This window comes from Streptomyces sp. NPDC019224 (assembly GCF_040632605.1).
In the GTDB taxonomy this organism is placed as follows: Bacteria; Actinomycetota; Actinomycetes; order Streptomycetales; family Streptomycetaceae; genus Streptomyces.
Genome location: NZ_JBEYCF010000016.1, coordinates 63,164 through 88,573, shown reverse-complemented (window position 1 = coordinate 88,573; position 25,410 = coordinate 63,164). Strand labels below are relative to the sequence as shown.

The following is a 25,410-nucleotide window of genomic DNA, read 5'->3' as shown; positions in this document are numbered from 1 at the left end:
CGCGGTATGTCGGTGGAATGCCACGAGTCTCTTGAGTGTGACATCGGTCGTCAACCCTTTCGACAGAGGCAATAGTCCGTGCACGTGATGTTCAGTCAGCAGTGGTCGACCTGCGGCATACCAGTTGTCTTCACAGGCGTCCGGACGTCTCTCCGCGGCCCGGGGAGGCCGGGCGTACGGTCAGCGGTTGATCTTCACCTGGCTGAACTTGGCGGTCGTGTAGTGGGCGACGCCGTTGGCCTCCTTGTTCCCGTCCACGAACATGCCCACGTAGACCTTGTCGCCCATGGGGATCCGCTCGTAGCCGATGCGGGTCCACTGGAGCGAGTCGGGCGAGATCTCCGAGGTGAACTCGTCGCCGCGCAGGGTGATGCGCAGCCAGTACGGCTTCGCGTCGAGCACCTCGTCCTCCTCGTAGGGCCACGTACCGACGCTCATCTCGGTGCCGTGGGAATGGATGCGCTTGACGACGCCCTTGTGGCCGCCGTCCCCGAGGTGGACACCGATGAGGTTGAACGGCGAGTCCGGCGTGAGGTTCTCCCGGATCATGAGGCCGCCGAGCACCTCCTGGTAGACGTCGCTGACCGAGTCGAGGCGGGCGATCAGCTCCACCACCTCGTCGCCGGGGGCATCGACCTGCTGGTACACGAAGTGACAGGAGTCCGAACGGCCGCGGAGCTTGCCCGAGCCGCGCAGCGTGAACGAACTGCCGGCCAGGGCCGATCCGCCCTGGATGGGCACCGCGCCGATGTCGACGGCCGTCCAGTTCCCGAGCGGGCCGACCCGGTCGACGTGGACGGGCACCATGCTGGAGGTGGTGGACGTGCCGGTGGAGTCGGTGGCACGCGCGGTGAGGTGGTGAGTGCCCTGGGGGGCGTTCTTCCAGACCGCCTCGAAGGGGGCCGAGGTCGCCTCGCCGACCTGCTTGTCGTCGGCGAAGAAGACCACGGAGGCGATGGTCGCACCGTCCTGGGCCTCCGCCTCGGCACGGAAGGTGATGTCGTGGGCCCCGGTGTCCGAGGTGTGGACCGCGTCGATCGCCGGGGCGGTCAGCCTCACCACCGGGTTGGCGGCCCCGGTACGGGTCAGGGAGTTCAGGTACAGCTCCAGGTTGCTGTAGCCGGTGGCCGGGTCGATGGCGCTGCCGTCGGTGGCGTCCTGGCCCTTCAGGCCGTGCTGCTTCTCCCAGGCGTCGGGGATCCCGTCCTTGTCGGAGTCCTTCGGAGCATCGGCGGAGGCGAGCGGGGGAACGCCGCCGACCTCCTTCTGCGAATTGATCATGCGGCCGGTCCCGTTGCGCGCGTCGGCGACGAGACGGGCGTCGGTCGCGTCGCGGCGCGGCAGCAGGGCGCCTGCGCCGTCGAGCACCGCCTTGTACGCCTCTTTGGCGGTCTGCGACGGGATCGGGTCCAGGACCTCGAAGGGCTCCTCGCGCAACGTGACGCCGCCGAGCGGGAACTTGACGCCCCGGCCGTTGTCGCCGGTGACCTCCGCCTGCCCCTCCACGACATTGCCTTCGACGTGCCAGCTCCCGCCGCGGTCGGGCGAGATGATGACGGGCGCGATCTCGGCCAGGGTGTTGGGGCCCGGCTTGTAGTAGTTGCCGACGATGTTGACCCCGTCGGCCCACTCGCCGCCGTAGCAGGAGGTGTAGCCGTAGTTGTAGATGACGTTGTTGCGGTGGTCGGTCCGCGTGGGGACGTCCTCGACGAAGCTGAAGCGCGGGTTGCGGCCGCCCTGGTGGATCAGCAGGTTGTGGTGATAGGTGACGTTGTCGCCGCCCCACAGCCCCCCGTAGCCGTGCCGGCCCTTCGGATGGACGGAGACCGACAGCCCCTCCGCGATGATGCACCACTGGAGTGTGAGGTTCTCGTTGCCGTAGACGGAGCAGCACTCGTCCACCGCCCAGCTGAACGAGCAGTGGTCGATCATGACGTTGCGGCAGCTCTCCATCCCGAAGGTGTCGATCGCGGTGCCGAGCATGTCCGTCCCGCGGAAGCGCAGGTGCCGGATGATGATGTTCTCGACCCCGTTGGCCTTGGTCTCGTTGCCGACCACGCAGATGCCGTCGCCCGGGGCCGTCTGGCCCGCGATGGTGAGGTTGGACCCGGTGATGTCGAGTCCGCCCTTGAGTTCGATGTTGCCGGACACGCGGAAGACGACGGTGCGGTCGCTGCCGGACACGGCGTCGCGCAGCGAGCCGGGCCCGGAGTCGGCGAGGGTGGTGACCTCGTAGACCGAGCCGCCGCGGCCGCCGGTGGCGTAACGGCCGCCGCCCTCGGCGCCGGGGAAGGCGAGGACATCGCCTGCCGCCTCGGCCGCCGCGGCGAGCTTCTCCGACGCCTGTGCGGTCGGCACCCGCAGCGCCGCGGTGCTCAGGAGCGCACCGGCTCCGACGACGAAGGCGCGGCGGGCCATCGCTTCGCCCTTCTTCTTGCCCGTGGCTGCGGTGGTGTTCAGTGGGGTCATGACGTTGCTCTCCTCGGCGAGTGGAAGGTGGTCCGGCGCGCCGTACGTGCGGTTCCGGTGCGCCGTGGGGGCGGGGCGGTTCAGGGCTCGTCGGAGCAGTTCACGTCGAGGTCCCAGAGAATGACGTCGAGGGCGTGCGGACTGATGGTGTGCTCGCCGTGTGTGGCGTCCTCCAGGAGCTCCCAGTGGCCGTTGCCGATCACCTCGATGCGTTGGCGCACGACCGGTTCGTAGCTGCGGTGGCCGACGCCGTTGAAGCAGCAGGCGTCGAACCGGTTGAGGATCTGCATCTGCCGGCGGTGCCGCCCGACGGAGGCCAGCGCGTAGATGTCGGGGAAGTCGCTGATCCCGTAGAAGACCGGGTGCCGGTCGAGCCGCTGCTCCCAGTCTCCCGTGGTCGGGCTCGGCTTGGGCGGTGCGGAGCGCAGGAAGAACGGCAGCGATCCGGCCGTCGGGTAGCTGCGGGTGATGCGCGGGTCGAGCGCCGGGTAGACCGTCGTGGTCCAGCCGCCGCCGGACAGGCCGATCATCTGGAGGGAGGGGGGCCGATAGGTCCGGGTGACGTGGTTGACGGCGACCGTGAGGGGTTCCAGGAAGAACCGGAGGGTGGAGAACTCCGCGCTCTCCCAGGTGCTGAAGTCGTTGTGGTTCTCCGGGGTCACGAAGGTGTCCGGGTCCGTGGGGCTGCGCAGTTGCTTGGGGTTCCAGTGGTAGAGCGGCATGGCGCACAGCAGTACGCCGTATCCGGCGCCCACCAGGGCCTGTGCGGTGCGGTGCATGGTCTCGGGCGTCTCGCCATGTCCGTTGTGGTAGAGGGCGAAGCGCCCGTGGGCGGCGGGGCGGCGCGGCAGCAGCAGGTAGACGATGGATTTCAGGTCGTACGGCAGGGTGACGGTGAGGCGGTCGACGCGCCGGAGCCCGGTGAAGGCGGGCAGTTCCGGTACGACGACGCCCTGTTCGACCTCGGGCAGCGTGTCGGGCAGCCGGCCGTCGGCGGACTTCCAGACCTCAGCGACGAGTCGGGCGCGGAGCCGTTCCACGTCCGCCTCGGTGTGCACGGTCATCAACTGCTCGACGTCGACCCCGACGACCTGTTGGGGCAGGACCTTGTAGTCGATGCTGTGGGCGGCGGCCACCTCTTGGTTGACGGGCGCCACCGGGCGGGGGCGCGCGGGGCCGGCCGCGGGCGCGGCGCTCTGCGCCCGGGCGGTGCCGGTTCCGAGGGCGGCGGTGGTCGCGGCGGCGCCCACCGTCCCCAGGAGGGCTCTGCGGCTGACGTTCGGCATGGTGGGCACCTCAGTTTCCCCGGCCGCGGCCGGTCGTGGCGGACGGGTCCCAGCCGTCCAGCAGGGTCGCCGGGTCGCGCCAGGTGAGCGCCTCGGCCTCGGTCAGTTGCCGTGAGCAGGACAGTCGCTGCGAGGTGTCCTTCGGAGCCCCGCGCAGGTCCGTGCTGCCGTATTCCCAGAAGCGCAGTTGCTGACCGGTCGTGCAGTCGAATCCGGTCAGGCCCCAGCCGACGGGCGCCACATGGGCGTCCATGGCGGTGTCGATGAAGACGGCCTGGCTGGCGGGGAAGCGGCTGTCGATGCGGCTGAGCAGGACGCTGCCGTCGGCCACGCCCGGCGCGCGGGTGAGCCGGGTGCCGGAGAAGACCACGCCCGGCCCGTCGGGAGCGTTGCGGACCTGGCTGATGTATCCGAGGTCGAGCGCCTTGAGTTCGGAGTCACGGATGAACACGCCGCCGGTCCCCCAGACGAAGTCGACGTCTCCCTCGATGTACGAGTCGGTCACGTACGCGCGCCCCTGGAGACGGAGGCTGTCCTGGTGGCTGAGGATGCGCACCCGGTCCAGGACGATGCGGTCACCGTTGCCCCGGAACGCCTCGGACTGCGAGCCGCCGTCGGGGGTGAGGTTGTGCACGGTGATGTTCCGCAGCCGGAAGTCGTCGGCGTCCACGCCGAACGCGGCACGCCAGCAGTTGAACCGGTCCGGTTGCGGCAGTACCCGCCGGGGGCAGTAGCTCTGCTCCGGGGGCACGTCGGCCATGGCGGAGTCGCCGTTGAGCACGCTGTTGTTGGGGTAGGCGACGACGGTGCGCCCTGCTCCGGAGCCGTTCACCCGCAGGTGCGGCCGGCTCTGGCCGATGTAGACGATCTCCCGGTAGGTGCCGGGGGCCACATCGATCGTGGTCTCCTGTTCGTTCCCCTCCGGGACGAAGTCGACGGCGCCCTGCACGGTGCAGAAGTCGCCGCCACCGTCTGCGTCCACGCGCAGCTCCGCGGTTCCCGGGCGGGGCGGGGCAGCGGTGCGGAACCGCCAGGTACGGGGCGAGGTGATACCCGCGTGCCCTTCGAAGAAGCCCGGGTCCACGGTGACGTAGAACTGCTTCCCCGGTTCCAGGGGACGGTGCAGCAGGACGGTGGCGGTGCGGCCCTCGACGACGACCGGCTCGTAGGTCCAGCGATGCGGTTCGCCGTAGTCGGAGCGTGCCCCGCCGATGAGGCGCTGGTACGAGGCCGGGTCGGCGAGGTCGATGGTGTCGACGGCGCTGCCGTCGGGGCGGTGCACGGTCAGGCGGCCCGCGGTTCCGACCCGGACGTCCGAGTCGAAGGTGAGGCGCAGGGGTGTGTCGGCGCAGACGGCGTGTGTTGTGCCGCTGGGGGCGACTGCGGCCGACGCTACGGGGGTGTCGGGCAGGACCCCGGCCACCGCGGGCAGGGGCACGGCCGTCGAGGCGAGCAGGACGGCGAGGACGGAACCGGCGCGGCGCACCGGTCGTACGAGGGCAACGAGCTGACGTAATTTCGTTTGCATGGGAGCGGCTCCTCATCCCGGCATACCTATGGCATGCCAGCGATGGAAGCACATGACCCGCAGGGTGAACACCCCTTGCGCAGCGCCGGAACGACGGCCCGCACGACGACTGGGGACCGACGCGGACAAGGCGGACCAGCCGGACCGACCGGGCCGCTTCACCATGGTCCGGCACCTGTCCGGACGGGATCCGCCTCGGAACCGATGGTCGCGGCGGCGCGGGGTCCCCCGGCTGTCCGGTCCGGTCGCATCCCGGATAGCAGCACTCCCCCTGTGCGCGGCCGCCGTGGGAGACCGCCCCGGGTGCGCGCCGACAGCGGCCTTCGACATGTCTGCCGGACCGATCTCGCCCAACCGGCGGACAGTTGGCCTACCAGTGGCATACCATTCGTCACGGGCGTGCGGGACGAACGGTACGGTGGCCCGGACCACAGTCACGGAGTGCCAGGAGGACGGCATGACCCCACCGAAGGCGGATTCGACCCTGCGCGAACCGGCTACGTCGTCGATAGCCGTCACGGCAGAGGAGAGCCTGGAGGACCGGGCACGCAAGGCGCTGGTGGACTGGCTGACGAAGGAGCACCCCGCTCCCGGCCAGCCGGTTCCGGTGCGGGAGTTCGCCCGGAGGCTGGGGATGAGCCGTACCCCGGTGCGCAGCGCGGTGGGCCGTCTCTACGAGCGCGGCCTGCTCGCCTACGACCCCGTCGCCGGTTTCACCGTCGCCATTCCTTCGCTGTCCAGCATCTACGAACTCTTCGAGCTGCGGCTGATGCTCGAATCGCACGCCCTGCGCCTCTTCGGGGAGCGCACCGACCGGCAGCCGCCGGCCCGGCTGCGCGAACTCGTGGACGAGGCAGACGTCCTGGCCCGGGAGTCGGTGGAGGACCACACGCGCTACATCGACTTCCGGGAGAACGACGGCCGGTTCCATCGCGCCATGGTGGAACTGGGTGGACTCCCGCGGTTGTTGGAGCTCCACGACGACCTGCATCTCAGCATCCATGTGACCCGTACCGGAATGGAGGCCCCCATCACCGCGTCCAGGCTGAACAGTGCCGTCTCGGAGCACCGCGCCGTGGTCGACGCGCTGGAACGGGGCGACCGGTCGGCGGCCCGGGACCTGTTGGAGGCACACATCCTGCGGGTGCGTGACCAGACCATCGCCTTCCTCGCCCGTCCCACCATCTAGGGGAGACCATGTCGGGACCTGCGGTACCCACCAGCAACGCGCGCACCGCACACCGTCCGCTCACGCTGGAGCGAGCGGAGCTGACCGGCGGACCGTGGCGCCGGTGGCGCGACGTCAACCGCGCCGTCAGCCTGCCGCTCGCCCGGGAGTGGCTGGAGCGCGCCGGCAATCTGGACAATCTCCGGATCGCCGCGGGGGAGGCTGTCGGGGAGCACCGCGGTCCCGTCTACATGGACTCGGACGTGTACAAGGTCCTCGAAACGGCGGCCTGGGAACTCGGGTCGACCGACGACCCCGATCTGGCCGGGTTCCTCGCGGACACGACCCGGCTGCTGGCCCGCGCCCAGCGGGACGACGGTTATCTCGACTCCGCCTACGCCGTGCAGCAGCCGGATCAGCGCTACACCCGGCTGGTCGACAGCCACGAGATGTACTGCGCCGGCCATCTGATACAGGCCGCGGTGGCCGCCCACCGCACCACCGGCGACACCGCGCTGCTCGACGTCGCGCGCCGGTTCGCGGACCACCTCGCCGATGTGTTCCTGGAGGACGAGGGGCCCGGACTGGACGGCCATCCCGAGATCGAGACCGCGCTCGTCGAGCTGTACCGGACGACGGGTGAGGAACGCCATCTCGCGCTGGCCTCCGTCTTCGTGGAGCGGCGCGGGCGCGGGCTGGTCGGCGCGCACAAGCACGGCACGAGGCACCGTCAGGACCATCTGCCGGTGCGCGAGGCGCCGACGGTCACCGGTCACGCGGTGCGGGGCCTCTATCTGGAGGCGGGGGTCGTCGACCTCGCATCGGAGACGGGCGACGCCTCCCTCCTGGATGCCTCGGAGCGCCGCTGGCTGGACATGGTCGCCGCCCGGACGTCCCTGACCGGTGGTCTCGGCTCCCGCCAGGTCGGCGAGGTGTTCGGCGAACGGTACGAACTCCCGCCGGACCTCTCGTACAACGAGACGTGCGCGTCGGCCGCGAGCATCCAGTGGAGCTGGCGGCTGCTGCTGGCCACCGGCCGGGCCCGGTACGCCGACCTGATCGAGCGCACCCTCTACAACGCCTTCGCCGCCGCGCGCTCGGCCGACGGCCGGACGTACTACAAGGGCAACCCGCTCCAGCGCCGGTCCGACCACGCCGAGGCGGTCGGCGATCCCCGCTGCCGCGACGAGTGGTTCTTCTCCGCCTGCTGTCCGCCGGCGGTCACCCGGCTGGTCGCCTCCCTCGAACACTACGCCGCGACGGTCTCCGAGCACGCCGGTGTGCCGGCCCTGCATCTGCACCAGTACGCGCCGCTCTCCCTGGCCGCCCCCTTCGCCGGCGGCCGGATCGCGCTGCGCGTCGAGACGGACTACCCCTGGCAGGGCCGGGTCGCGATCACCGTCGCCGAGGCACCCGAAGGATCGTGGGCGCTGGCGCTGCGGGTCCCGCCGTGGTCCGCCCGGACCCGGCTGGACACCCCGGACCACAAGGACGTCGCGGTCACCCCGGACCAGGACGGGTACGCGGTGGTGGAGCGTGAGTGGCGGGCAGGGGACACCGTGGTACTGCATCTCGACATGACCCCCCGGCTGACGCTTCCGCACCCGCGCGTCGACGCGGTGCGCGGCTGTGCCGCCGTCGAGCGCGGCCCGCTGGTCTACTGCTTCGAGCAGGCGGACCAGCAGGACGGCGTCGAGGTGGACGACCTGGCGATCCTCCCGGACACGGTCTTCGAGGAGGTCGCGCACGGCGATCTGGACGGTCTGGGCCCCGCGGTCACCCTCCGGGCCCCCGCTCTCGCCGTGTCGGGGGCCCATGAGGCGGGGCTCCCCTACCGCACGCTCGGCGGCCCGGCCGCGGCGGACACCGCACGGCCGGTCACCGCCACCGCAGTGCCCTACCACCTGTGGGACAACCGCGGTGACGGCGCGATGCGCGTCTGGATGCCGCTGTACGCCGGGGACCCGGGACCTGCCTCCGCCTGAACCCCCCTCCCGGCCGGTAGCCGGCGCGCGGGCAGCACCGAAGGGCACCGGGCATCCCTCCGGAACGGAGCGCCTCGGCGCCGTCGGCCTCGACCGGACGGCCGGTGGCCGGACGCCTCTCGCGGGCGGTGGAGCGACCGCGGCCCCCTGCCCATCTCACCGAAGGAGACACCCATGAGTGATCCGGTACGCAGACAACTCCTCCGCTTCGGCGCCCTGGCCGCCGCCGCGCTCCCGCTGGCCCACTCCGGCGGCGCGGCAGCCGCCGACCGCGGCGGCCCCCGCTTCCCCGACGCCTGGTTCCCCGTGACCGACCACGGTGCGGTCGGCGACGGCGCCACCGACTGCACCGCCGCCGTCCGGGCCGCCGTGAGCGCCTGACCTTCGACGCCGCCGCACAGGACATCCTCCTCCAGTCCGTGAACGACCTGACCATGCGGCACGTCATGGTCAACGGCCGCCTCCAGGACGGCGCGCCGTAACCCGTGGAGGCTCCCCCGGACCTGCCGATCAGCGACCAACAGCTGTCGCTGCACGGGGGGTTGACGCACTCGACGCACATTCGTACGTTGATGTGCATGTCCACTCACCCACGCATAGATATTCACTCACCGAGTCCGGGTGAACCGGTCTACGGCGCCGGCGTCTGGCACTTCGCCACCTACGTCGACCGGTACGCCACCGACGGATACGGCGAACCCCGCACGGTCCTGGACGCCATCGCGCTGGCCGGCGCCGTCGGCGACCTGTCCGTGCTGGACCTCAACTGGCCCTTCCCGCCGGGTGACATCAGCACCGCCGAGGTACGGGACGCACTGGCCGAACAGAAGCTGCGGGCCATCGCCGTGACCCCCGAGTTCTACACCGGCAGGTTCGCCAGGGGCGGCTTCACCAACCCCGACCCGGCCGTGCGCCGCCAGGCCATCGACCTGGTCGCCGCCTCCGCCGAGGTGGGGCGCGAGCTCGGTGTCGAGTACGTGAAGATCTGGCCGGGGCAGGACGGGTACGACTACCCCTTCCAGGCCGACTACACGGACCTGTGGGCCAAGTCGGTGGGTGCGCTGCGCGAACTCGCCCAGGCCTTCCCCGACCTGAACTTCGCCATCGAGTACAAGCCGCGTGAGCCCCGCAACCGGATGGTCTTCTCCTCCGTCGCGCGGACCCTTCTCGCCATCGAGGACATGGGAGTGGACAACGTGGGGGTGCTGCTCGACTTCGGGCACTCCCTGTACGGGGGCGAGACCCCCGCGGAGGCCGCCCGGATGGCGATCGCCCGCTCGAAGCTCTTCGCCATCGACGTCAACGACAACTTCCGCGGCTGGGACGACGACATGGTCGTCGGATCCGTCCACCTCCTCGAGACGTTCGAGTTCTTCTTCGCCCTGCACGACGCCGGGTGGGAAGGGGTGTGGCAACTGGACCAGTTCCCTTTCCGCGAGGACCCCGTCGAGGCCGCGCGCGCCGGCATCCGCACGATGCGCGCCTTCCACCGCGCCCTCGGCTACCTCGACCGCGACGCGTTGGCCGCCGCTCAGGCCTCGCAGGACGCGCTCGGTGCCCAGCGCATCGCGAAGCGGGCACTGTTCCGTGCCCTCGCCGAGTCGGAGAGCGAGCCCGCGTGACCGCCACCGCCCCGCTCGCCGTCGACGCGCCCGCGGCCCGGGCGTACCACCGGACCGGCGCGCGCCTGCGCGCCGCCTCGCCCACCGAGGCAGCCGCCGAACTCGCCCGACTCTCCGCCTCCGTACGACGCGATGTCCTGACCACGATCCAGGCGGCGGGGATGGGGCATGTCGGCGGCGACCTCTCCGTCACCGATCTGCTGGTCACCGCTCTGTGGGGGACCCTGCGCATGCACCCGGACGAGCCGGACCACCCGCAGCGCGACCGGTTCGTGCTCAGCAAGGGACACTGCGCCGCGGCCCTGTACTCGACGCTCGCCTCCTGCGGGTTCTTCCCACGGGCCCGGCTGCGCGAGTTCATGGCACCGCTGTCGCCGCTGAACGGCCACCCCGCCCGGCTCAAGGTGCCCGGAGTGGAGACCAACACCGGTCCGCTCGGTCATGGATTCCCCATCGCCACCGGCATCGCGCTCGGTTCGCTCCTGCGGGGGGAGAGCTGGCGAACCGTCGTCGTCCTCGGCGACGGCGAGATGCAGGAAGGCAGCAACTGGGAGGCAGCCATGACGGCCGCCCACTACGGCCTCGCGAACCTCACCGCCGTGGTGGACCGGAACAGGCTCCAGCAGGGGGCCCGCACGGAGGACACCTCGGCCCTGGAACCCCTCGGCGCGAAGTGGGAGAGCTTCGGGTGGGAGGTCCGCGTCATCGACGGTCACGACCACCGGGCGATCAAGGAGGCGTACGCACCGTCGACCACGGGGCGCCCCGTCGCGGTCATCGCGCAGACAGTGAAGGGCAAGGGCGTCTCGTTCATGGAGGACCGGGTCGAGTGGCACCACAAAGTACCCACCGACGAACAGGTACGCCTCGGACTCGCGGAGTTGGGCCGGTGAACAGCCTGGCGCGGGAGAAGGTGCTGTACGACTGCCGCGTGGACTTCGCCGCCGAGCTGACCGCCCTGGCGCATGCGGACGAGCGGATCGTGGCGGTGTGCAACGACTCGGTCGGCTCCAGCAACCTCGTACGGTTCCGGGAGGAGTTCCCGACCCGGCTGATCAATGTCGGCATCGCCGAGCAGGACATGGTCGGTGTCGCCGCGGGGCTCGCCAATGCGGGATTCGTCCCGTTCGTGTCCGCCGCCGCGCCGTTTCTCACCGGTCGCGCGCTGGAACAGATCAAGGCGGACATCGCCTACACCCGACGGCATGTCGTCCTGTGCGGCCAGAGCCCGGGCATGGCGTACGGCGAACTGGGCCCCACCCATCACTCGATCGAGGATCTGTCGTGGATGCGCGCGGTCTCCGGCCTGGAGATCATCGTTCCGGCCGATCCGTCCGAGACCCGTGGCGCGGTGCGCTACGCCGCCGCGTCGGGCAGACCCGTCTACATCCGCGTCCCCCGGTTCAAGGTGCCCGCCGTCATGCCGGAGGGCACGGGGTTCGACACCGGTCGGGCCACGCGCCTCGCCGAGGGCGGGGACGTCACTCTGATCGCCGTCGGCACCATGGTCTCGCGTGCGCTGGAGGCCGCCCGCGTCCTCGGCGCGGAGGGCGTGTCGGCCCGCGTTCTCAACATGGCGTCCGTCGAACCGCTCGACGAGGCCGCCGTGGTCGCCGCCGCGCGGGAGACCGGGGCCATCGTCACCGCGGAGGAAGGACTGCTCTCCGGCGGGCTCGGCGCCGCGGTCACGAAAGTGACGGCCGAACACCATCCCGTACCCGTGAGGATGCTGGGTGTTCCGGGCTTCGCGCCGACCGGCAGTGCGTCGTTCCTGCTCGACCACTTCGGCCTCAACGCCGAGGGGATCGCCGGCGCCGCGCGATCGGCCCTGGGACGGGCCCGATGAAACCGCGTCTGCTCGCTGTCGACCAGGGCACCGGTTCCACCAAAGCCCTGCTCCTCGACGCGGCCGGAGATGTCGTCGCCCGGGCCGTGATCCCGCTGACACAGTCGCACCCCGGCCCCGGCCGCGTGGAACAGGACGCCGGGGCGATCCTGGAGAGTGTGCGGGCCGCCGTCGCAGACTGCCTGCGGGACGCCGATCCGCGCAGCGTGGCCGGAATCGCACTCAGCACGCAGCGCGAGTCGGTCGTCCTCTGGGACGCGGCGACGGGAGAGCCCGTGGCCCCGCTGGTCAGCTGGCAGGACCAGCGGGGCGTTGAGCTGGCGGCCCGCCTCGGCCACGAGGGTCACGGCGACGACATCCGGCGGCGTACCGGGCTCCCCCTCGACCCCATGTTCTCGGCTCTGAAGATGGCTGCGCTGCTCGACGAGTACGACCCCGGCCGCACCCGTGGGCTGCGGCTGGGCACCGTGGACGCGTACCTCCTGCAGGCACTCACGGGAGAGCCTGTCACCGAGATCGGCAACGCCTCCAGGACCCAGCTGTTCAGCCTCGCCACCGGCGAGTGGGACGACGAACTGCTCGGCCTGTTCGGCATTCCGCGCCGGGCGCTGGCCCGGGTCGTGCCTTCCACCGGCCCGTTCGGAACGGTACGAGGGCTGGATCCGCTGCCGGACGGTACCCCCGTGCTCGCGGTGATGGGCGACTCGCACGCCGCGCTGTTCGCACACGGGGGATGGCGTCCCGGCATCGTGAAGGCCACGTACGGCACCGGCTCCTCCGTCATGACCGTCACGGACGAACCCCGGGCGGCCGAGAACCTGTGCACCACCATCGCCTGGTCCACCGGCCGCACGGTCTACGCCCATGAGGCCAACATCCGCTCCACCGGGCGCACCGTCACCTGGCTCGCGGATCTTCTCGGCGCCTCCCCCGACGAACTGATCCGGCTCGCGGCCGGCGCCGACGCGGGTGACATGACGCTGGTCCCGGCCTTCGGCGGAATCGGCGCTCCCTGGTGGGACTCCCGGGCGGTGCCCGTGCTGGCCGGGTTCGATCTCGGGACCGGCCGCGCTCAACTGGCATGCGCGGCACTGGAGTCGGTCGCCTTCCAGGTCGGGGACGTACTCGCCGCCCTCCCTGCGGCACGGTACGTGGTGGCCGACGGCGGGCTCAGTCGCAGCGATGCCCTCATGCAGCTCCAGGCCGACGTCTCGGGGGTGACCGTGGCCCGCACCGCGCACCATGAGATGTCCGCCGCGGGAGCGGCCCATCTCGCCGGGCTCGGCCTGGGTCTGTGGACGCTCGACGAACTGTCGGAACGGGCCGACAGCCGCCTGCGGATCAGCCGGCCCGCATGGGACCGTGCGCGGCGTGACGCCGCCCGGGCCCGGTGGCGACGCAGGCTCGGCGCTGCCCGCGATCTCGGGTCGATCCGCCCGCCCGGTGGGTGAGGACCGAGAGGTCGTGAGGGAGCGCCGTCAGGCGGCCTCCCGGACGGCCTTGACCGTGACCAGCTGGGCATCGGGAAGCAGGAGCTCCTCCCCCGACCGCGTCGTTCCGACCAAGCCGCTCTCGACGAACCGGGTCGGGACGACGACCAGGAAGAGGTATCCCCCGTCCTCGGGCGCGAAGCAGACCTCGATCCACCTGCCCCGCCGCATCGCCCGGTCGACGACCCGGAACGCTTCGTGCCGCTCGTCCGCCCACGACCACACACGGAACCGCCGCTCCAGCCGTCGGGGCCGCCACACCTCGACGTACATGCCGTGCACGCCGGACAGGACACCGAGCGCGACGAAGGCGCCGAAGCCGCCCACCACGATCAGACCCGAGGTGCTCACAGCCTGGCCGGCTCCGCGTCCCGAGACGATCAGGACGATCGCCACCAGCCCGACGAGCAGCACCACCACACCGGCGAGGAAGGCGAGGAGCCGCCCCCAGGTCAGGCCCCGGGAGATCACGTCTCCCGACAGCAGGCGGGTCGGTGCCAGGGTTTCGGGCGGGAGCCGGGTGGGCGGATGATTCGCGGCCGCCGCTCCACCGCGGCCGGTCCCGCCCGTCGCGTCACGCGTCCCGGTGTCTGCGGCCCTCAGGGCCGACGGCACCGCGTCAGAGGACACGCTGCCCGGCGAACCCGTGCCCGTTCCGCCCTCCGTGCCCGGCGCCGGCCCGTCGGGCGTCATGCGTTCCGTCATCACCTCGTCGGGGCCGACGACGCCGGGACCGGCGGTGGCACCGGGAGCGCCGGCCGTCACGGACGCCCCCTCGGGCACGGTGCGCTCGGGCGGGACCGGCTCGGGCGGGGCGGGGCGCGGCAGCGGAAGGGCCGCGAGCCGCTCCCGTACCGCCACCGCGCTTCGCGGCCGGTACTCCGGCCGCTTGGCGAGGAGTTCCAGCACCAAGGTGTCCCACGCGGACGGAAGCCCGTCCCGGCGCAGCCCCGGCGCGGCGGGCACCTCGTCCATGTGCTGCCGCAGAATGAACTGCCAGGGCCCGTCGGGGAACGGCGGCCGGCCGGTGAGCGTGGCATACAGGAGGCAGCCCAGGGAGTAGAGATCGCTGCGTGCGTCGACGTCGCCCCCACCGCCCGCCTGCTCCGGGGACATGAAGGCGACGGTGCCGAGGACGTGGCCGGTGCGGGTGAGTGTCGTCAGGTCGATGCCGGTGGCGTCGAGCCGGGCGATGCCGAAGTCCAGCACGGTGACATGCCCGTCGGGGCCGATCATCACGTTCGCCGGCTTCAGGTCCCGGTGCACGATGCCCGCCCCGTGCATGGCCGCGAGCGCCTCGCAGATCTCGCCGCCCCACCGGGCAACCTCGGCCAGCGAGGGTCTTCGTACGGCGAGCACCCGGCTCAACGGCTCCCCCGGGATCTCCTCCATCACCAGATAGAGCACCGGGCGCCCGTCCACGACCGCCTCACCGGCGTCGTGCATCTCCACGATGTGCGGGTTGCGCAGCAGGGAGGCGACCTGGATCTCGCGCCGGAACCGGCTGGCCGAATCCGAGGTCACACCCTCGGCCAGACCCGTCACCGTCTTCACCGCGACACGGCGCTGGCGGTAGGTGTCCGTGGCCCGCCATACCGTGCCCATGCCTCCGGAGCCGAGCGGCTCACCCAGCCGGTACCGCCCCCCGATCAGAGCCCCCCGCATACCAACCCCCTTGACCTGGCGCCCTCTTGACTATGGGCCGGATCATTCTCGGGCGTATGCCCCCCGCTCCGCCAGCACTTCGGGGCCGTTGCGGACACCGGGGCACGCGGCGCCGTCGGCGGGCCGGCCCGCGTGCCGGCGAGTCACGCGGCAGGGGTCTGCTCACCGGGGCACTCACCCGGCGATACATTGACCGCGACGGACACGTTCGGACCTGGAGAAGAGAGGCACCATGGCGGCAGGATCGTCGGATCCCGGACCCGACCATGTGCGGCTGCTGGTCAAGGTGGCCCGTATGTACCACGAGCGCGGTGTACGGCAGCCCGAGATCGCGGCGCAGCTGAGCATGTCGCAGCCCCGTGTCTCCCGGCTCCTCAAGGAAGCGGTCGAGCGTGGTGTGGTGCGCACGGTGGTCGTCTCCCCCGACGGCATCCACGCCGAGCTCGAGGAGGCCCTGGTCGAGCGCTTCACGCTCCGGGACGCCGTCGTGGTCGAGGTGGAGGGCCCGGGCACGGACGTGATCCCGGCCCTCGCCGCCGCGACCGCCACCTACCTCGACGCCACCCTCAAGGGGGGCGACACCATCGGGGTCTCCTCCTGGAGCGCGACGCTCCTGGAGGCCGTGAAGATCATGCGGGCCAGGACGTCGTCCGTCGCCCACGAGGTCGTCCAGCTCATCGGCGGCTCCGGCAGCCCGGAAGTACAGTTGCACGCCACACGCCTGACGAGCCGCCTGGCCGAACTGACAGGTGCCCAGCCGGTGTTCGCTCCGTCTGCCGCACTGGTCGGCAGCCCGCAGCTGCGTGATCTGCTCTCGAAGGAACCGGCGATGGCCGAGACCATGCAGGCGTGGTCCCGGCTCACGCTGGCCCTGCTCGGGGTCGGCAGCCTCGACCCGTCGCCGCTCCTGCGCCGCTCCGGCAACGCGATCACCCCCGAGGACCAGCGGAACCTCAGAGAACTGGGGGCAGTCGGTGACGTGTGCGCCCGGTACTTCGACGCCGACGGGCACGCCGTCGACGCGCGCTTCAACGACCGCCTCATCGGCATCGAACCCGAGCGGCTGCGGGCGGTGGAACGCAGGATCGCGGTTGCCGGAGGCATGGACAAGGCTGCCGCGATCCGCGGTGCGATGCTCGGCAGATGGGCCAACATCCTGATCACCGATGTCGAAGTGGCGCGGGAAATCCTCAAGTGACCCGGCGGGTCGCGGCGTTCGAACCCACGGGCTGCCGCCGCGGTTCCCGACCACCGGGGGTCGGGAACCACGGCGCAGCCCGTCGTCGCGCCGCTCCCCCGCGTCAGCGCCCCGTGGAGCTGGAGGTCAGCAGATACCGTCCGCCGCGGCGGGTGTCGAAGGACACCACACACTCCTCGGGCCGGCCGGCATCGGCACCCTCGACCTCCACCGGGTGCGGGGTCCGCACACGCACCGGGTTGCCGAGCAGCGAGCGCACCTCGGCGTGCGTGATCCCGTCCGCCGTCCATGCGAGGTCGACCTCGAATCCGCCCCTGGCCCGCAGTCCGCGGAAGGAGCCGGTGGGCCAGGAATCGGGCAGCGCCGGCAGCAGGGCGATCTCGTCGGCGTGGCTCTGCAGCAGCATCTCCGTGATACCGGAGATCCCGCCGAAATTGCCGTCTATCTGGAACGGCGGGTGCAGGTCGAAGAGATTGGGGGCGGTGCGTGCGGGGGTGAGCAGGTCCGCCAGGTGCTTGTAGGCCTGGGCCGGGTCCAGGAGCCTGGCCCACATGTTGATCTTCCAGGCGAGGGACCATCCCTGGCCGGCCGTTCCGCGCAGTTCCAGGCTCTTCACCGCGGCGGCGGCGAGTTCGGGGGTCGTGCGCGGATTGATCTGCGCGCTCGGGAAGACGCCGTACAGGTGGGACACATGACGGCTGCGGACCAGCGCGGCCTCCTCCCAGTCTTCCAGCCACTCCTGGATCTGGCCGAGGTATCCGACCCGCGTGGGCGCGAGCCGGTCGCGGATCTCACTGACCCGCTCGACGAGTCCGGCGTCCCGGCCCAGTTCCCGGGCGGCCTTCCGGTAGGCGTCGAACAGGTCCCGCAGGATCTGCATGTCGATGGTGGGTCCGGCGCAGATACTGACGCTCTCGCCCTCGTCCTGGTGATGGGTGACCTCGGGGGACTGCGAGGGGTTGGTGACGAGCCAGCCGGTCTTCGCATCCACGACGAGCGTGTTGACGAAGAACTCGACCGCGCCCTTCATCACCGCGTAGTTGCGGCTCAGCTCGCCCTTGTCACCCGTGAAGCGGTAGTGGTCCCAGAGCATCAGGCTGAGCCATGCGCCACCGGTCGGCCACATGCCGTACTGTGCGGCGTCCACGGGCGCGGTCCCCCGCCAGCCGTCGGTGTTGTGGTGCAGCACCCAGCCGGGTGCGTCGTACATCGCCTTGGCGGTACGGGTTCCGGACTCGGCCAGTTCGTGGACCATCTGTACGGCTGGGTCCCAGCACTCCGCCAGGTTGGCGGGTCCGGCCGGCCAGTAGTTCATCTCGAAGTTGATGTTGACGGTGTACTTGGACTCCCAGGCCGGGTTGAGGCTGTCGTTCCACAGGCCCTGGAGGTTGGCGGGCTGGCCCGGTGTCCGGGAGCAGGAGGCCAGCAGGTAGCGCCCGTACTGGAAGTACAGGGCGGCGAACTGCGGGTCCTTGCCGTCCGAGAAGAGCGGGATGCGCTGATCGGTGGGCAGAGCGGTCCGCTCCGAGGGGCCCAGGTCGATCGCGACCCGGGAGAACAGCTGTCGGTAGTCGGCCACGTGCCGGCTGCGCAGCTGCTGGTACGGGCGGGCGGCCGCCGGGGCGAGGTGCCGGCGGGCCCGGTCCTTGGGATCGGCTCCGGCGTCCAGGTAGTTGCGGTAACTGGTCGCCATGGAGATCAGCAGGGTCACGCTGTCGGCGTCCTCGATGGTCAGCACGCCGTCGGCGGTGGAGACGCGGCCGCCCTCGGTCCGCGCATGGGCGAGCGCGCGGAAGTGGACGGACCCGGGCAGGCCGTACCAGTCGCCACTGACGCCGTCGAGCGCGACGGTGCGCGCGTCCACGGTGGAGCCGGTCGCCCGCTGGGGAGTGGTGAAACGGGCGGTGAACCCGATGGCCCCCGGCGTGTCGGCGGTCATCCGTACGACGATGACCTGGTCGGGGCTGCTGGCGAAGACCTCCCGCACGTGGCGGACTCCGGAGCGCGTGTAGGCGGTGCGCGCGACCGCGGTCTCCAGGTCCAGCTCGCGTTCGTAGTCGGTCGCCTCGCCCGTACCGGCGAAGGCGAGTTCGAGGTCACCGAGCACCTGGTAGGCGACCTGCTCGGAGGGGCTGCCGATGAAGGAGGTGTCGATGAGCCGCTGCGCCTGGTTCCACTTCTCCTCCACCACCAGGCGGCGGATCTCGTCCAGGTGTGTTCCGGCACCGGGGCGGACGTAGTCGTGGGGGCCGCCGGCCCACAGGCTGTCCTCGTTCAACTGGAGCCGCTCGGTGTCGGTGCCGCCGAAGACCATGGCGCCGATCCGGCCGTTGCCGACCGGCAGTGCCTCCAGCCATTCCGCCGCCGGGGACCGGTACCACAGGCGCATGGGGTTGGGACCGTGCGCAGAGCCGCCGGCCGCCTGTGCGGTGGCACCGGCCGCTCCGGCCGCCTGTGCGTTTCCGGCGCTCAGAGCCATCGACGCCGCGGATGCTCCGGCAACGGCCAGGACGTTGCGCCGGGACAACTCGGACATGGGGTGCCTCCAGATGTGTGGTGCGGGGCGGGCAGGTGACGTGCCGGTCGCGGGGCGGGGACGCGGGCGCCTCCCGCCCCGGGGGTGCGGAGGTACGGGCCCCTCCGGGTCGGGCCGTCGCCGGTCCCGCGGACGGGCCCGTACCTCTCGGGGTGTCCGGTCAGCGACCGGTCACTGGGTGTCGCCCTCGGGCAGCGGGTACGGGAAGTCGGCGGAGACACCGATCTTGTCGTACTCCATCTTCGAGGCGTCGTAGCCGTCTTCCCAGTTGGCGTTCTTCACGTCGTTGCACTGGTAGCTCTGGTAGCTCTGGTCGGTGGTCTTGCCGACCTCGATGTCCTCGAAGCTGAACCCGCAGCCGCCGGCGTCCATGTGGACACCGCGGGTTCCGCTGTCCGGCATGGAACCGTCCGGGATCACATCACCGATGACCATCTGGCGGACGTGGTTGTCGATCGTGTGCGGTTCGACGTTGCTGACTCCGTAGGTGTAGAAGGCGCCCATGTCACCGCTGTCCAGGCCGGCCTGGTCGATGCGCAGGTACTCGAAGGTGTTGTCGCGGGCGTAGTCGTCCGCGGGAGCGACCTCGGGCCGCACTTCGAGGCTCACGCCGTAGCGCGCGCTGTGCTTGATGTGGCTGTGGCTGATGGTGTTGTGACCGGTGTTCTGGAGCTCGATGCCGGACGCGTCGCCGGGGACCAGTTCGCCGTAGTGGGTGATGTAGTTGTTGGTCAGCAGGTGTCCGTTGGAGGTGTTGCCCTCGCCCGGGTACGGGCCCTCGACCTTGATGCCGTCGCCGCCTATGTTCTCCAGCAGGCTGTCCCTGACCGTCAGTCCGTCGTTGGCGAAGAGCGCGTACACCGCGTGGTAACCGGTGTCGGAGATGTGCAGCCGGGACAGGGTGACGTCCTTGCTGTTGGTCACCGTGACGGCGCCGAAGCGGTTGCGGGGAAGCTCGATCTGCCGGTCGTACTCCGGGTACTTGTGCACCTCGCCGGAGTCGCCGTCGCTGATCCAGCCGTAGCGGTACCAGTCGACGAAGTCGGTGTACTGGAGCGAGAGGCCGTCGAGGGAGAGGTTCTGCACGCGCCGGTCCGGGCTGGGCCCGGCCAGGTTGAACAGCGTCTTCACGGTGGGCCGCAGAACGGTGACGTCGTTGATGTCACCCCGCGGCTTGTAGTACACCTGGCCCTCCTTGAAGTCCATGTAGTACTCGCCCGCCTGGTCCAGGAAGTCCAGCGAGTTCTGCAGGAAGTACCGGGAGCCCCCGCGGGAGTTCATCAGGGCGTAGCGGGTCCAGTACTTCAGGGTCATCTGGTTCTTCGCCGGGTTCCAGTCCCGGATCGGGACGGTGTCGGTGAACCAGCTCCAGCTGCCGCCCGACCAGACGACGGCCGATGCCTGGTCGAGATTCCAGCTCGCGTCCCAGTCGCCGGGGCTGGAGTACAGCCACTGGCGCACGGCCTCCTTCTCCGGCTCGGAGAGCACGGAGGTCATGTAGGGGGCCCACTCGTCGTCGGACTTGCGGTTGGGGTAGCGGGCCGTGGTGGCGCGCTTGCCGTCCTCGAAGAGGGTGTAGAAGGGCTTGTCCGTGCCGACATCCGCACGGTAGATGCCGTCCTTGTACTCCTGCCAGCCGGTGACCGGGGCCGCGCCCATCACACGGGCCTTGCCTGCGCCGTCGTGGGAGCGGTAGACGACCCGGTGCCCGTCCGCACCCGAATCCCGGTCGTCGAAGTCGATCGTGGTGGAGACCGGATAGTCGCCCGCGCGGAGATTGACGTTGATGTCGCACCGCATGCGCCCGGGGCGGTTGAGGCCCTTGTCACGGATGTGGTCGCGGGCGCCTTCGATGGTCTTGAAGGGGCTGTCCTCGGTGCCCTTGGCCCGGTCGCTCCCGTCGGGCGCGACGAAGATGTCGGTGGCCTTGCAGCCGGTCGCCTGCGCCTGCGCGTCGGGGATGTTCAGTGTCGCTCCGGTGACCAGCAGGGCACCGGCGGCCAGCAGCAGGGGAAGTCTTGACCTGTTTCGTACAAGGGTGGTGAGGGGCATGAGGTCTCCTTGCCACGTGCGTTGTGTGGCTTTTGTCGTTCGGCCGTGGACGTGCGGCCGCCGGGCGGGGCACGGGTTCGCGCCGCACCGGGGCGTGCTCCTGCACGCGATGACGACGTCCGAGCACGTCATCGCGGCTTCACGTTCGGTCTGTCATCGCCCGCCGGTCACCGGGGAGCAGGAACGCTCCGCCCGGGCCGTACGTGCGCGGAAGGACGCAGGAAGGGTGCGGCCCGGGAAAGCGCGGGCACGGGGGCGCCGTCGCGCGGGCCGTCATGACCGGGGACGGTTGTCCCCGGGGGGCTCCTGGTGTCCCGGGCCGGGCCGGGGAGGGTGTTCAGGTGCGGACGGGAGACACGGCGCCGGTTCTTCCGGACCCTGTCCCTCCGGTCCTTCGTTCACGCAGCGTTTCCTCCTCGGGGGGCTTCGCGGAGCACGATCTGGTGGGTCACTGACCGAGCACGATAAGTAAGATGTTCGCGCCCGGTCGCCGTCAATACGCCGGAGCGAACAATAAGTTGATGTGTGCGGGACGTCATTCTGGTGGCCCTCCGAGTCATAAATTCGCCCAACCCTGGAGTGGCAAAGCCATGACTTTTTCAGATCCGCAGGTGTTTCCCCAGCTCAGCGAGGAGGACCGGGCCGCACTGTCCGACTACTCGCGTCAGCTGCCGGGGGCCGTGCGTCTGCGCAGCAGCATCGTCCTGGCCCTGGCCGAAGGGCTGACCAACGCCGAGGTGGCCCAGCGGTTCCAGGTCAGTCCCGCCACGGTGGCCAAGTGGCGGGACCGCTACGTCCGCCGGGGCGTGGCCGGACTGCGGGACGCTCCCCGCTCGGGCCGACCGCGCAGCGTCACCAGACGGGAGGCGGAGGCGCGCATCGCGGAGGTGCTCGCGCAGTCCGGCGACGGCACTCCGGTGCCGTCCACCCGCACGCTGTCGGACGCCCTGGGCCTGTCGCAGTCCACCGTGGCGCGCATCCGGCGCGAGCAGGCCGCCGCACTGCCCGAGGGGGTGCGGCCGCCGAGGGGCGGGCGCCGCCGAGGGGGCGGCCGAGGCGCGGCGGGAGCGGTCCCGTCCCCGGCACGCCTCTCGCACCGGCCGCCCTCGGAGCACGTGTACGCGCTGCTGCGCGACTGGATCGTCAGCGGTGAACTCGCTCCGGGGCAGCGCCTCGTGGAGGCGGACATCGCCCGCCGGGTGGGCACGGGTCAGGCACCGCCGCGCGAGGCGATCAAGCGTCTGGCGCACGAGGGCCTGGTGACCTCCCAGCCGCACCGCGGCACGCGCGTGGCGCGGATCCCCGAGCAGCAGGCCCAGGACGTGCGGGACATCCGGGTCATGTTCGAGGAGTACGTGGCCCGTCGCACGGCCGGCCGCCTGGACGCCGAGCACACACGGCTGCTGACGGACGATGTGGCACGGCTGCGCCTCGCCGTGGACGAGGGCGACATCGCGGCGTTCCGCGGCGCCGACATGTCGTTCCACCGGCATGTCTGCGCGGCCGCCGGCAACGACGCGCTGCTGCGGTTGTGGCGCGTGATCGAGTCGAGCCTCTGGGATCTCCACGTGCTGGGCGACCCCCGCTACGACGGCAGCTGGGGGGCGCTGGCCGAGCACCACGCGGAGCTGCTGGAGGTCCTGCGCTCCGGGGATCCGGAGCTCGCCGGGCCGATGTTCGCCGCCCACGCCGCGGGCGAGGTGGACGGCTACCTCGCCGGCCCGACAGGCCCGGCCACCTCGGGCTGACGGCCGGGCCGCCCCGGGAATGCTCCGGCCCGTCGGCCCGTACGGCGCGGGGCCGAGCGCGGAACCGGGCCCATGGGCGTGGGCGGGGCGCCGCCGGACGCGGCCGCACCGGCGGACGGAAGGCGGGACGGACCGTGTACGACCGGCCCGCGCGTGCAGGCTCGCCCCTTGGGGCGGGCGACGGACCCACTGGGTCGGATCCGGGCTCATCGGGCACGACATGTGCCCCGACATGCCCTTTTGTCGTCCACCACCCGTGCAGCACAGGCGAGTTGGGCGTTACCGCATAGCTTTCAGGTCGTCACTTGTATGATACGTTACGAGTGTTGAAGGGGTGGCACGGGGCCTCCCCCTCGACGGTGCGACGCCATGGCCCGCGCCAAGAGAAAACGCCCCCGAACCATCAGCGACCGGCGCGGTCGTCGAGCGCGAGCCGCGTGCCCCGGCACCATCCCCCGCGGCCCGCGCCCGGCCTTCCCGGACCACAGGTCACCGGTCCAGGGACGCACCAGCCCCCTCGGAGGCCTCCCGCGTCTCCGTCCAGGGGCTGCTAACGAGCATTCAGAGGGGGAGCAGATGAAGATCACCGGATACCGGTCCCTGCGGACCGCGCACAACTGGGGCCGCCCCGTCGGGGACGCGAACGGCTTCGTCGCAAGCGGGGTCACCGAAGTCCCGGTCGTCCTGGTCGAAACCGACGACGGTCTCACCGGTGTGGGCCTGGGGGCCCACACCGAGGCCCATCGGATCTTCCCCGCCATCGAAGGTCAGGACCCCCGGGCCGTCACCGCCCTCTACGACCGGATGCTGGCCCACACGTTCAAGGCCGGACACGGTGGGTCCGTGTTCGGCACCATCGGCGCCTTCGACATGGCGCTGTGGGACCTCAAGGCGAAGATGGCGGGCGAACCACTGTGGCGCACACTCGGCGCCGCCGACCGCTTCGTTCCCGGCTACGCCTCCGGCCTGGACATCGCCCTGGACGACGAGCAACTCGTCGCGCTGTACACCGACTGGGCCGAACGCGGCTTCACCGGAGCCAAGATCAAGGGCGGGCTCGACACCGACCGCGACATCACGCGGCTCAACGCGGTGGCGGACGTCCTGCGAGCCACCACCCGCTCCCCCGCCCTGATGCTCGACGTCAACGAGACCTGGGGCAGACACCAGGCGGTGCGGCTGCTGGCCCGCATCGAGGAGCGCGTCGATCTCACCTGGATCGAGGAACCGGTCCGCCGGTGGGACGTGGCAGGCAACCGGGCCGTGGGGCGAGCCGCACGCACCGCCGTCGCCACCGGCGAGAACCTGACCGGGCTGGAGCAGTTCCGGCCCCTGCTGGCCGGGGACGCCGTGCAGGTGGTGCAGACCGGCAGCGTCTGGGGCATCACCCACTTCCTCCGGGTCGCCACCCTCGCCCACGGCCAGGACCTGCCCGTCAGCCCGGTCGGATACGAAACCAACCCGCTCGCCCACGCCGCCGCCGCGACCCCCAACCACCTGGTCACCGAAGTGCAGGACACCTCGGCCCCGGTGGGACTCACCGTGGACCAGGAGATCGCCGACGGCGGCATCGTCCTCGGTGACTCCGTGGGGCTCGGCATCACCGTCGACGAGGCCGCGATCGCGCGTCTCGAGGAGACGGCCGGCTGGGCCCAGCCGACCGGACCCCACGTCCGGCCGCGCAAAGCCGGCCTGCGCCTCGTGGCCGAGTCCGGACACGACGGCCGGTCCACCGACGGCGCCGCCGGGCACCCGCGTACCGCCGGGCGCGCCCGGAAGGGGATGGCCCCGTGAGACGCCCCCGCGCCGTCCTCGCGATGAACCCACCGGGTCTGCCCGGCTCCCTCTTCGACGAGGATGCCTTCGCCCGCCTCCGCCGGGCCGCCGACATCGACACCGGCCTCGTCCTCACCGAGCTGGAATCCGCCCGCTCACGGGAGATCCTGGCCGGGGCGGACGTCCTCGTCGCGGGCTGGAACGCACCCGTCGTCCGCGCCGCCCACCTCCCGTACGTCTCCCGGCTGCGGGCCGTGGTCTACGCGGGCGGTGTCGCCGCGACCTGCCTGGAGGACCCCCAGTCCTTCGCCGCCCGCGGGGTGGTCGCCGCCAACGCCCGGGCCGCCAACTCCGTCCCGGTGGCCGAGTACACACTCGCCATGATCCTGCTGGCCGGCAAGCGGGCCCTGCCCGCCGCGCGGGCGTACCGGCGGTCCAGGAGCGTTCCGGGACATCCGGCCACACACTCCGTGCCCGGCAACTACCGGCAGACGGTGGGCATCGTCGGCGCCTCCACCGTGGGCCGCGCGGTCCTCGCCCTGCTCCGCTCCTTCGATGTCGACGTGCTCCTGTACGACCCCACTCTCACCACGGAGGAGGCCGTCGCCCTCGGCGCACGGCCGGTGGCGCTCGACGAACTCATGAGAAGCAGTCACGTGGTATCCCTGCACCAGCCGCTGACGCCGCGGACGCGGGGGCAGATCGACGCGGGCCTGCTCGCCCTCATGCGCGACGGGGCGACGTTGGTGAACACCGCCCGTGGAGCCGTCGTCGACCAGGACGCCCTGACCGCGGAGCTCCGCAGCGGCCGGATCGACGCCGTGCTGGACGTCACCGACCCGGAACCGCTCCCCGCCGACAGCAGCCTGTGGTCGCTGGACAACGTCGTGCTCACCCCGCACCTGGCCGGCTCCATGGGCGGTGAGCTGCACCGCATCGGAGACGCCGTCGTCGACGAGGTGGAGCGCTTCGCGTCGGGCCGTCCGTTCGCCCACCCGGAGGACCTCGCGGCCTCCGCACGTACCAGGGTCCGGTGAGGCG

Annotated in this window: 17 protein-coding genes; 11 read left to right on the top strand and 6 right to left on the bottom strand. The window is 71.3% G+C overall.

The window, feature by feature from the left end:
- Positions 1-180: 180 nt before the first annotated feature.
- The 3 genes from ABZ564_RS13350 to ABZ564_RS13340 form a co-directional block, all read right to left on the bottom strand.
- The gene (locus tag ABZ564_RS13350) at positions 181-2,469 is read right to left on the bottom strand and encodes an Ig-like domain-containing protein (protein WP_360854410.1); all 2,289 of its coding nucleotides are present in this window, start codon (positions 2,467-2,469) and stop codon (positions 181-183) included.
- Positions 2,470-2,549: 80 nt separating this feature from the next.
- Positions 2,550-3,755, bottom strand: a complete 1,206-nt coding sequence (locus ABZ564_RS13345) for a hypothetical protein (RefSeq protein WP_360854407.1) — start codon at positions 3,753-3,755, stop codon at positions 2,550-2,552.
- A 10-nt stretch (positions 3,756-3,765) separates the two neighbouring features.
- The gene (locus ABZ564_RS13340) at positions 3,766-5,283 is read right to left on the bottom strand and encodes a pectinesterase family protein (protein ID WP_360854404.1); all 1,518 of its coding nucleotides are present in this window, start codon (positions 5,281-5,283) and stop codon (positions 3,766-3,768) included.
- 457 nt (positions 5,284-5,740) lie between these two features.
- On the opposite strand from ABZ564_RS13340, the gene ABZ564_RS13335 reads away from it, so the two are divergent.
- From ABZ564_RS13335 to ABZ564_RS13305, 7 genes are all read left to right on the top strand, one after another.
- Entirely contained in the window at positions 5,741-6,472 is a 732-nt protein-coding gene (locus tag ABZ564_RS13335; protein ID WP_360854401.1) for a GntR family transcriptional regulator, read from the top strand.
- Between the two features lie 8 nt (positions 6,473-6,480).
- On the top strand, positions 6,481-8,436 hold the full coding sequence (locus ABZ564_RS13330; protein WP_360854398.1) for a beta-L-arabinofuranosidase domain-containing protein: 1,956 nt from the start codon (positions 6,481-6,483) through the stop codon (positions 8,434-8,436).
- A gap of 174 nt (positions 8,437-8,610) precedes the next feature.
- Complete coding sequence (locus ABZ564_RS13325; RefSeq protein WP_360854395.1) at positions 8,611-8,817, top strand: hypothetical protein; 207 nt, start codon at positions 8,611-8,613, stop codon at positions 8,815-8,817.
- Between the two features lie 197 nt (positions 8,818-9,014).
- On the top strand, positions 9,015-10,058 hold the full coding sequence (locus ABZ564_RS13320; RefSeq protein ID WP_360854392.1) for a TIM barrel protein: 1,044 nt from the start codon (positions 9,015-9,017) through the stop codon (positions 10,056-10,058).
- Positions 10,055-10,951 carry a transketolase gene (locus tag ABZ564_RS13315; protein ID WP_360854389.1) on the top strand — a complete coding sequence of 299 codons (897 nt, stop codon included), beginning with the start codon at positions 10,055-10,057 and terminating at the stop codon, positions 10,949-10,951. The genes ABZ564_RS13320 and ABZ564_RS13315 overlap by 4 nt, the downstream gene beginning before the upstream one ends.
- Positions 10,948-11,904 carry a transketolase C-terminal domain-containing protein gene (locus tag ABZ564_RS13310; protein WP_360854387.1) on the top strand — a complete coding sequence of 319 codons (957 nt, stop codon included), beginning with the start codon at positions 10,948-10,950 and terminating at the stop codon, positions 11,902-11,904. The genes ABZ564_RS13315 and ABZ564_RS13310 overlap by 4 nt, the downstream gene beginning before the upstream one ends.
- Positions 11,901-13,355 carry an FGGY family carbohydrate kinase gene (locus ABZ564_RS13305; protein WP_360854384.1) on the top strand — a complete coding sequence of 485 codons (1,455 nt, stop codon included), beginning with the start codon at positions 11,901-11,903 and terminating at the stop codon, positions 13,353-13,355. Before ABZ564_RS13310 ends, ABZ564_RS13305 begins: the two co-directional genes overlap by 4 nt.
- A 27-nt stretch (positions 13,356-13,382) precedes the next feature.
- On the opposite strand, the gene ABZ564_RS13300 is transcribed toward ABZ564_RS13305, so the two are convergent.
- The gene (locus tag ABZ564_RS13300) at positions 13,383-15,059 is read right to left on the bottom strand and encodes a serine/threonine-protein kinase (RefSeq protein ID WP_360854381.1); all 1,677 of its coding nucleotides are present in this window, start codon (positions 15,057-15,059) and stop codon (positions 13,383-13,385) included.
- A 232-nt stretch (positions 15,060-15,291) separates the two neighbouring features.
- Between ABZ564_RS13300 and ABZ564_RS13295 the strand changes: the two genes are divergently transcribed.
- The gene (locus ABZ564_RS13295) at positions 15,292-16,257 is read left to right on the top strand and encodes a sugar-binding domain-containing protein (protein WP_360854378.1); all 966 of its coding nucleotides are present in this window, start codon (positions 15,292-15,294) and stop codon (positions 16,255-16,257) included.
- 103 nt (positions 16,258-16,360) lie between these two features.
- Here ABZ564_RS13295 and ABZ564_RS13290 read toward each other — a convergent pair whose 3' ends face one another.
- Together ABZ564_RS13290 and ABZ564_RS13285 are read right to left on the bottom strand one after the other, a co-directional pair.
- Positions 16,361-18,793 (bottom strand): glycoside hydrolase family 95 protein, encoded by a 2,433-nt coding sequence (locus ABZ564_RS13290; protein WP_360854375.1) that lies wholly within the window; start codon positions 18,791-18,793, stop codon positions 16,361-16,363.
- A 171-nt stretch (positions 18,794-18,964) separates the two neighbouring features.
- Entirely contained in the window at positions 18,965-20,845 is a 1,881-nt protein-coding gene (locus tag ABZ564_RS13285) for a right-handed parallel beta-helix repeat-containing protein (RefSeq protein WP_360854372.1), read from the bottom strand.
- A 590-nt stretch (positions 20,846-21,435) separates the two neighbouring features.
- Here ABZ564_RS13285 and ABZ564_RS13280 point away from each other — a divergent pair.
- The 3 genes from ABZ564_RS13280 to ABZ564_RS13270 all read left to right on the top strand — a co-directional run bounded on the left by ABZ564_RS13280 (position 21,436) and on the right by ABZ564_RS13270 (position 25,406).
- Positions 21,436-22,593: a GntR family transcriptional regulator gene (locus ABZ564_RS13280; RefSeq protein WP_360854369.1), complete on the top strand. Its 1,158-nt coding sequence runs from the start codon at positions 21,436-21,438 to the stop codon at positions 22,591-22,593.
- Positions 22,594-23,169: 576 nt separating this feature from the next.
- Entirely contained in the window at positions 23,170-24,387 is a 1,218-nt protein-coding gene (locus tag ABZ564_RS13275; protein ID WP_360854366.1) for a mandelate racemase/muconate lactonizing enzyme family protein, read from the top strand.
- Positions 24,384-25,406 carry a hydroxyacid dehydrogenase gene (locus ABZ564_RS13270; RefSeq protein WP_360854363.1) on the top strand — a complete coding sequence of 341 codons (1,023 nt, stop codon included), beginning with the start codon at positions 24,384-24,386 and terminating at the stop codon, positions 25,404-25,406. The genes ABZ564_RS13275 and ABZ564_RS13270 overlap by 4 nt, the downstream gene beginning before the upstream one ends.
- Positions 25,407-25,410 lie beyond the last annotated feature (4 nt).